This window comes from Anaerobacillus sp. MEB173, from assembly GCF_052119505.1.
In the GTDB taxonomy this organism is placed as follows: domain Bacteria; phylum Bacillota; class Bacilli; order Bacillales; family JBJMAU01; genus JBJMAU01.
Window position 1 is genome coordinate 1 of sequence record NZ_JBJMAU010000036.1, and the last position, 8,630, is coordinate 8,630.

The following is an 8,630-nucleotide window of genomic DNA, read 5'->3' on the forward strand; positions in this document are numbered from 1 at the left end:
TTTTTTGTTTAACGTAGTAAACGTTTACGTTAACTCAATGATAAGATGAAAACGCTTATATGTCAATATATTTATTTTTTGAAAATTTACTTTTTTTAAAACTTTAAACCATACCAATTGGAGAAGAAGACTCTAAATTCATTGACTGTTTCATTCAAATAGATCAGTTAAAATCCAAAGAACGAGGCATCCATTGGTTAGAATATTTGCGGATGCCTCTAATTGGAGGGAGAAGAATTGTATTATCAAAAAAAAAACTATATTTAAGTTATGAAATTTTCTCTTGTGTTATGTCCTTACGTGCTCTTTTCTTATCAGCAGTCTTTTCACCGAAAAATAATACTGCTATTAGGAAAATGGAAATTAGACCTAACCATGCATTTCCGAACAACAGAATAATAGCCAATAAGAGTAATGTAATTCTACTAATCTTAGACCATTCTCTAAGTAAATATCCTTCTATACTTGCGACCCAACAACAAACTCCCACAATTGCCGTGACTGTACTAATGATGATTTCTTCTGTTGTGCCTTGCAACAATAAAGCTGGTGAGAATACAAACATAAACGGTATTACATACGCTAATAACCCCAAGTGGAAAGCGGTAAATCCTGTTTTGTTTGCATCAGATTTGGCGATTGCAGCAGCAGCATAAGCAGTTATGGCTACCGGAGGAGTCAATGCTCCTAATGTCGAATAATAAAAAATGAACATATGTGCTACAAGTGGCGGAATCCCCAAATCAACTAATGGCGGAACTAGAATTGCCACTAAAACAATGTACACTGCTGTTGGAGGCATTCCGAATCCAAGGATAATCGTAACTATCATAGCAATAACTAATGCTACTAGGACATTTCCTTGAGATAATTGAAATAAACCCGTAGAAATTGTTGCTCCTAATCCCGTTACTGAAATTACACCTACAATTATTCCCGCAGATGCACAAGCGGCAGCAATAGTCATTACACTTTTCGAACCGTTTTTTAAAGATTCAAATAGTGTTAACATTGATGGTCTAGTCTCTTTGTTAAACAATGCAATAATAATCGCGATAATTATTGCCCAAAATGCTGAATTTATTGGACTTCTTCCAGCTAAAATCATAACTATAAGAAAGATAATAGGAATGGCTAAATGCCCATTTTGTAGAATCCCCCTCAGGCTAGGAAGTTGTTCTTTGGGAATACCCCACATACCTTGTTTATACGCTATTGAATCAATTCTTAAAATTAGCGATAAGTAGAATAAAACTGCAGGAATTATAGCAGCTACTACAATTTGTTGATATGGAACCCCAAGGTAATCGGCCATGATAAAAGCAGCTGCCCCCATTATAGGTGGGGTAATCATTCCTCCCGTTGAAGCAACAGCTTCTATGGCACCAGCTTGGTTTGGCTTAAAACCAAGCTTTTTCATTAAAGGAATGGTAAAAGTCCCTGTTGTTGCTGCGTTAGCAACTGGAGATCCTGATAACATTCCCATTAATGCACTTGAAAAAACAGACGTTTTTGCAGGTCCGCCTCTAAAACGTCCTGTTAATGAATAAGCCATGTCAATAAACCATTTTCCACCGCCTAGTTTTTCTAGAAAAGCCCCAAATAAAACAAATATAATAATAAATGTTGCTGAAATTCCCATAGGTGTACCAAATATTCCCTCGGAACTTAAATATAAAAATTTTGATAACCTTTCAATAGATTGTCCCCTATGATCAAATGGAGCAGGGAAAAATTGACCATATAAAGCATAAATAATAAATGCTAGTGTAATAAACATTAGTAGTTTACCTGCCGCTCGACGTGTAGCTTCCAACACAACGATAATCATCGTTACTGCCATCACAGTATCCCAAATACCGATTGTACCAACAACGTGAACTCTTTGCTCCCATATATAAAGAAGATACAGTCCACTAATACTAGAAGCCACGATGAAAAATATTGTCCAAATCTCTCTTAAATAATAACCTGCTTTTGATAGATTATTAGGCGGCTCGTACAGGAGAAATAAACTAATTGAAAGCAAAAGCCAATGAATACCTCTTTGATCCATAGCTGAAAGCATACCAAACCCAGCTGTATATAATGCAAATAATCCGTTTAATCCAAGCAATACTCCAGCTAGTTTAAATCTGTATTGAAGAATAAGACTGCTCATTTTATTCATTCCTCCTTTCTTATAATGAAATTCCCGTAAGAGCCTAAAAAATTACACCTACGGGAAATATAATATTGTTAATCTAATATGCCTTTCTCTTTAAAATATCGTTCTGCTCCTGGATGCAATGGAATAGGAACATTATCAGCAGCACTTTCAAGTGTTAATCCCTGAGCGGAAGGATGAGAATCTTTAACCTTGTCTAAGTTATCAAACAAATTTTTGGTTATATTGTATACTATTTCTTCATCTAAACTATTACTCACTATTACCATGTTTGTTAGGTAAACGGTTGAAATACCGGATTCAGTACCGTACATTTCTGAAGGCAATTCAATATGGTTTAAGTAAGTGAATTGAGATAAAATCGAATTTAATTTATCTTCTTCAATTGCTAGAATTCGAAAGTTATTAGAGGAAGCAGCCAGTTCTGTAATAGCTGAAGCAGGAGCAGCCGATTGAATGATTACCGCATCTGCAGTATTATCATTAAGCATACTAACGCCTTCACTATAAGAGACGTATGTAGCATTTAAGTCATCTATTGAAACATCATAAACACTTAAAATATCAGCAACAACATTAATCGCTCCTCCACCAGCCGGTCCTAAAACAACACGTTTTCCCTTTAAGTCGGACATGCTTGAAATATTAGAATTTTCAGATACAACAACATGGAAAACTCCTTTTGACAGTCCATTAAATAGAGTACTGATATTTTTATGTTCTACTTCGTAAGGGTCATTACCATTATATCCCGCATACACCACAGGACTTTGACTGATTGCTAGTTCAACCTCACCAGCTTGAACTAACTCAACATTATCCGCTGCTCCACCAGTAACCTCTGCTGATGAATTTAAATCAAGCTCTTGAGATAAAACTTCTGCCATAGCAATACCAATTGGATAATATGCTCCACCTGTTCCAGCTGTCCCAATATTTACATATTGTTTACCACCAGTTGTACTTTCCCCACCGCAAGCGCTTACAATAATAAGAAGAGAGATTGCTAATGCAATTTTCGTAAACATAAGCTTCATAAAGTAGTACCTCCAACTAAATTCATATTTTTTACCGACTGTCTTTCAATTAACTCCATTGGAAAGATTCTTTTCAGCTTTCTTATTTTGCTTCCATTAATTTTAGAAATAAGCATTTCAGCAGAAGTTGCACCGATTTTTAGTAGATTAGTATGCATAGTTGTTAATGTTGGGTTTGTGAAATTTGTAAATGGAACATCTCCAAATCCAATTATCGATAAATCCTCTGGAATTCGAATACCAAATTCGTGAGCTGCTTTCATTACTCCAAAAGCCAGATAATCTGAAGCACAAACAATTGCTGTCGGTAACGGTTTCGGGCAGTTTTTTATACGTTCAACAAAACTTTTGTAACTTGCCATGGAGTCATATTCTGAAACTTCAATTGTACTATCGTTTCTCTTAAATAGATTAGACACCATAGCTTCCTCGAAACCTTCCTTACAAAGGCGGCTTTTGAAAGCTGAAGATGGACCGTTTACTAATTCAATTTGTGTATGACCTTGTGAAATGAGGTATTTTACAGCTGAATATATCCCCCCTCTATCATCAGGACAAACATTTGGAAAATCTTCTTCTTCATAACTTCCCACAACAATAGTGGGAATTCGCGACTCTTTTAACTGTGAAAGTAATGTATCACTTTCCCTAACAGAAAAAAGTAAAATACCATCTACAGCATGATTTTCTAACAAGTATTGTTGGTGTTGATAGGTAAACGACGACACCATGTTGTACTGGTTTTTGTCGAGTACATTTGAAACCCCTTCAAAAATTTTCGTAAAAAAAGGATTTCCGAATACTGTGTCACCTTGACGCGGAGAAACAATGCCAATATTACAAGTTTGATTATTGGCTAAACCTCTAGCACTTACATTAGGGCGATAACCCATTTCTGAGATAATATTTTTAATTCTTTCAGTTGTTTCCAATCCTACTCCAGGTTTACCTGAAATCACCCTTGATACTGTTGCTGTAGAAACACCAGCTGCTTTGGCTACATCTTTAATACGAATTCCCATGACAAACACTCCAAGTTAAATTTTAAGACTAAGATTTACTGCTTCCACATTTTGAATTAAACCATTATTATAAATTGTTAGTTGTATCAGTTGCTTTGTCCAGTTGGATTTATACTAGTGTCAATTTTTAAAAGCAATAAAACAGCAGAATAAACACCATTCTATTCTTTGCTCATAATACACCTTCCTTTACTAACAAATGTCTTTACGTAACCGGTTTACGTAAGCGTTTACGTTAAGACAATCATATAACGGGCAAAGGAATTTATCAATAGTATTTTTTGAATTTTTCATCTTTTTTAAAATATAATGAACAATCTCTTTTTATATAATTGCACAATTAGAAAGAGACATCTCAAAAGTTAGTTACCTAATGAGGTGCCTCTATTAAAATCTCTGCAGTATTTTTTATTAGCAATTAAGACTTCACTCTTCTAGCTGCTTGCTGAATAGGGTCCCATACACCATTATAAGGAGGGGCATAGGCAAGAAGATCTAAATCAAGCAGCAGTTGTCATCGAATGGAAGATTGCCGTTGCCAGTACATCGATTCGTTTGTCGACCCCATTTTCTCCAATGATCTGCCCGCCAAGAATTTTATATGTCTCTTTATGATAGACAAGTTTTAATGTCATTTTTTATCATCAGGGTAGTAACCAGCGATATCGTATATTCACGATGTTTAACACAGCAATTTGACCTTGTTTATTGGCATGAGTCCCCAATGGAATATGATCATCCTTTTCTTTGACTCGATGATATTGTGTTGCACAATCTCCGGCAGCATAAATATCTTCAATACTTGTTTGCATATATGCATTTACTTGAATCGCACCATTAACACTCGTTTTGATTCCGGTCCCTTCCAAAAATCCAGTATTTGGCTTCACACATACTGCGACTAATACTAAATCTGTGTCATAATTCCCTTTATCGGTTTTCACATATTTAACACGCTCACCGCCACCGAACGTCTCAACCGATTCACCCATTTTTAACACAATATTGTGCTTCACTGCTTCTTCATCATCGATTAGTTCTACCATTTCTTTGTAAGATAATCCATAATATATCAGCTGGTTTAGTTTAACAATTCACCATATGGAAGAAAAGGCCTTCCAACAGACAGCTTAAATTTGTCCTGCTTATAAGAACAAAAAATAAACACAACTAACATATTCCACCTTTTACCAAAATAAAACCTACTTAAATTCAGAGAATAATAATAACTAATTTGCATTTAAAGGATGATTGATATGAGTTTAAACGCAGTCAAATTAGAATGGTTCGGAAATATAAAAGGAGATATTTTAGCTGGAATTGTTGTTGCTCTCGCTTTAATTCCGGAAGCGATTGCATTTTCCATCATAGCCGGGGTTGACCCAATGGTTGGCTTATATGCATCATTCATTATCCCGGTTGTCATCGCTTTTGTTGGAGGACGACCGGGAATGATCTCAGCTGCGACTGGTGCAATGGCTCTACTAATGATTGACCTTGTCGTCCAACACGGCCTTGAATATTTATTAGCAGCAACAACCCTAACCGGTATCCTGCAAATCATTTTTGGTATTTTGAAACTTGCACGTTATATGAAGTTTATCCCTCGTTCTGTTATGGTAGGGTTTGTTAATTCGCTAGCCATTTTAATTTTCATGGCTCAAATCCCACATCTGACCGGACAAAATTGGAATGTATTGGCTATTGCAGCAGTCACCTTAGCCATTATTTATCTGTTTCCATACCTTACTAAAGCGATTCCTTCAACATTGGTTGCAATCGTTGCAATGACGGCATTTGTCATGTTTTCAGGGATGAATGTATTTACCGTCGGGGATATGGGGGCATTAACACAAACATTACCGGTTCTCCTTTTACCTCAAGTCCCTTTTTCTTATGAAACGATTGCCATTATTTTTCCTTATACACTAGCTTTAACAGTTGTCGGCTTGTTGGAATCCTTGCTAACGGCGGCAATTGTTGATGATATGACTGATACTGATAGTAATAAAAATAGAGAAAGTAGAGGGCAAGGAATTGCCAATATTATCGCTGGTTGCTTTGGTGGAATGGCAGGCTGTGCGATGATCGGCCAATCCGTTATCAATGTGAAATCAGGGGGAAGAGGCAGATTATCTGCTCTAGTAGCCGGTATCGTCCTAATCCTGCTTATTATTTTGTTAGGCAACATTGTTGTTCAAATCCCGATGGCCGCTCTTGCAGGAGTGATGGTTATGGTGTCAATTAGTACATTTGATTGGAATTCATTACGAACATTATTCATTGTGCCTCGAACGGATGCTATAGTCATGATCGTAACAGTTGTTGTTGTAGTAACCCACGATTTATCAAAAAGGGGTATTTAACACTTTCTTTTCATAAAATTAGAAGGGGATGTCTCAAAGTAACAGTCACCTCGGCCACGAAGCTAATCCATGATGTAACCTCTAGTTTTTGTAAATGTTCGAGGAGAGTTGTTACTTATGATACACCCCCTTCTTTTGCTTTGTTCGTATATAACGGTAATTATGCTTTCTGAAAGGTATTCATATTTCCCTTCAGATTTGATTGAGCTTTACCATCTAAACCAAGAGTTTGCATTACTGAAGTGTGGATTTCATGCAGAAGCTCCGGATTTTCGGTTAATGACAAACCATAAGAAGGGATCATTTCTTTTATTTTTGGTTCCCACGCTTTTATCTGTTGCGGGAAGCATCTTTTTATTAACTCAAGCATGACGGAAACGGCGGTAGAAGCACCCGGAGAAGCACCAAGTAATGCAGCTATCGAGCCATTAGCCGAACTAATCACTTCTGTACCAAATTGAAGCATTCCTCTCCCCTCTTCAGTATCTTTAATTACTTGAACACGTTGGCCCGCTACGACTAAATCCCAATCCTCACTTTTAGCATTCGGGAAAAACTCACGTAACTTTTCCATGCGTTGTTCCTTTGATAACCTAACTTGCTCGATCAGGTATTTTGTTAATGGGATGTTTTTTGCACCTGCTGATATCATCGTTACAAGATTATCTGATTTCACTGAAGTAACCAAATCAAACATTGAACCGGTTTTTAAAAACTTTGGAGAGAAACCAGCAAACGGTCCAAATAGCAACATTTTTTTATTATCGATAAATCGTGTATCAAGATGTGGTACAGACATTGGAGGGGCTCCAACCTCTGCTTTTCCGTAAACTTTTGCATGATGCGCTGCCACAACATCAGGATTATTACAAACCATAAATATTCCGCTCACTGGGAATCCACCGATATATTTCCTCTCGGGGATACCAGATTTTTGCAGTAAATTCAGGCTTCCTCCTCCAGATCCGATAAAGACGAATTTGGCAGTATGACGCTCGACCGTACCGCTATCGACTTTACGCACTTTCACTTCCCATAAGCCGTCACTAGTACGTTGTATATCATCAACATGATGTTTGTAGTTGATATTAACATTCTTACTTAGGTTATCAAACAACAGCCGTGTTAAAGCGCCAAAGTTAACATCAGTTCCAGAGTCGATTTTTGTTGCCGCTACAGGTTCATTCATTACACGGTTTTGCATTATAAGCGGAATCCACTCCATCAGTTTTTCCGGATCATCGGAAAATTCCATCCCATGAAAGAGAGGATTGATAGACATCGCTTCAAATCGTTTCTTTAAAAAAGAAACATTGTGTTCCCCCATAACAAAACTCATATGAGGCAGTGGCATGATAAAGTCCTGTGGGTTACGTAACTTTTTATTTTTTACCTGAAAAGACCAAAACTGTAAAGATTCCTGAAACTGTTCATTTATTTTTATAGCTTTACTAATATCTAAAGATCCATCCGGCTTTTCGTTTGTATAGTTAAGTTCACACAATGCCGCGTGCCCTGTTCCGGCATTATTCCATTCGTTAGAGCTTTCTTCTCCAGCGTTTGCGAGCGTTTCAAACACAGTAATTTCCCAGTCTGGTGCTAATTCTTTCAACAGTGAACCCAAAGTCGCACTCATGATACCCGCACCAATTAAAATAACATCGGTTTTCGTTTGTCTGTTGCTCATTTTCACCTTCCTATACTCTAAGTTTTGCAGAAAGGATGTAAATACTGATATTAAATAACACAGTAAGTCTAGGCACGACCAGTCACACATCATTTCTGGATAAAGTATAACTAAGAATTGCGCTACACACTTTTATTATGATAGTTATATGTTATTTAAAATCCGGTAATAAATGGAGGTTTAATTGTTAAGCAACACAAAAGTGACCAAAGCGTTGATATTGAACTACTCACCGCTTAACGACCATACGGTCTGTTTGAAGCGGGAGATTCCTAAGAACACCAGCGTAACCGCCAGTTATTGATTAGGCGATCCCCACAGTCCCTGCGGTTAGAAGTCTTATCGCTTCAG

4 protein-coding genes and 2 pseudogenes are annotated in these 8,630 nt (G+C 37.0%); 1 reads left to right on the forward strand and 5 read right to left on the reverse strand.

The features are described 5' to 3' along the window. Positions 1–268: 268 nt before the first annotated feature. The 4 genes and pseudogenes from ACJ2A9_RS23245 to ACJ2A9_RS23260 all read right to left on the reverse strand — a co-directional run. On the reverse strand, positions 269–2,161 hold the full coding sequence (locus tag ACJ2A9_RS23245) for a TRAP transporter permease (RefSeq protein WP_441424080.1): 1,893 nt from the start codon (positions 2,159–2,161) through the stop codon (positions 269–271). Positions 2,162–2,238: 77 nt separating this feature from the next. Beyond that, on the reverse strand, positions 2,239–3,204 hold the full coding sequence (locus ACJ2A9_RS23250) for a TAXI family TRAP transporter solute-binding subunit (protein ID WP_441424081.1): 966 nt from the start codon (positions 3,202–3,204) through the stop codon (positions 2,239–2,241). Further along, on the reverse strand, positions 3,201–4,226 hold the full coding sequence (locus tag ACJ2A9_RS23255) for a LacI family DNA-binding transcriptional regulator (protein ID WP_441424082.1): 1,026 nt from the start codon (positions 4,224–4,226) through the stop codon (positions 3,201–3,203). Before ACJ2A9_RS23255 ends, ACJ2A9_RS23250 begins: the two co-directional genes overlap by 4 nt. 418 nt (positions 4,227–4,644) lie before the next feature. Next, positions 4,645–5,251 (reverse strand): annotated as a pseudogene (locus ACJ2A9_RS23260) (FAD-dependent oxidoreductase); the annotation flags it as partial. Positions 5,252–5,482: 231 nt separating this feature from the next. Here ACJ2A9_RS23260 and ACJ2A9_RS23265 point away from each other — a divergent pair. Next, a pseudogene (locus tag ACJ2A9_RS23265) lies at positions 5,483–6,577 on the forward strand (SulP family inorganic anion transporter); the annotation flags it as partial. Positions 6,578–6,752: 175 nt separating this feature from the next. Here ACJ2A9_RS23265 and mqo read toward each other — a convergent pair. Next, positions 6,753–8,372 (reverse strand): malate dehydrogenase (quinone), encoded by a 1,620-nt coding sequence (gene mqo / locus ACJ2A9_RS23270; RefSeq protein WP_441424083.1) that lies wholly within the window; start codon positions 8,370–8,372, stop codon positions 6,753–6,755. Between the last annotated feature and the right edge of the window lie 258 nt (positions 8,373–8,630).

Coding starts and splice junctions, on each gene's coding strand:
- ACJ2A9_RS23245 (WP_441424080.1), bottom strand. CDS start 2,161: ATGAGCAGTCTTATTCTTCAATACAGATTTAAACTAGCTGGAGTATTG.
- ACJ2A9_RS23250 (WP_441424081.1), bottom strand. CDS start 3,204: ATGAAGCTTATGTTTACGAAAATTGCATTAGCAATCTCTCTTCTTATT.
- mqo (WP_441424083.1), bottom strand. CDS start 8,372: ATGATGTGTGACTGGTCGTGCCTAGACTTACTGTGTTATTTAATATCA.
- ACJ2A9_RS23255 (WP_441424082.1), bottom strand. CDS start 4,226: ATGGGAATTCGTATTAAAGATGTAGCCAAAGCAGCTGGTGTTTCTACA.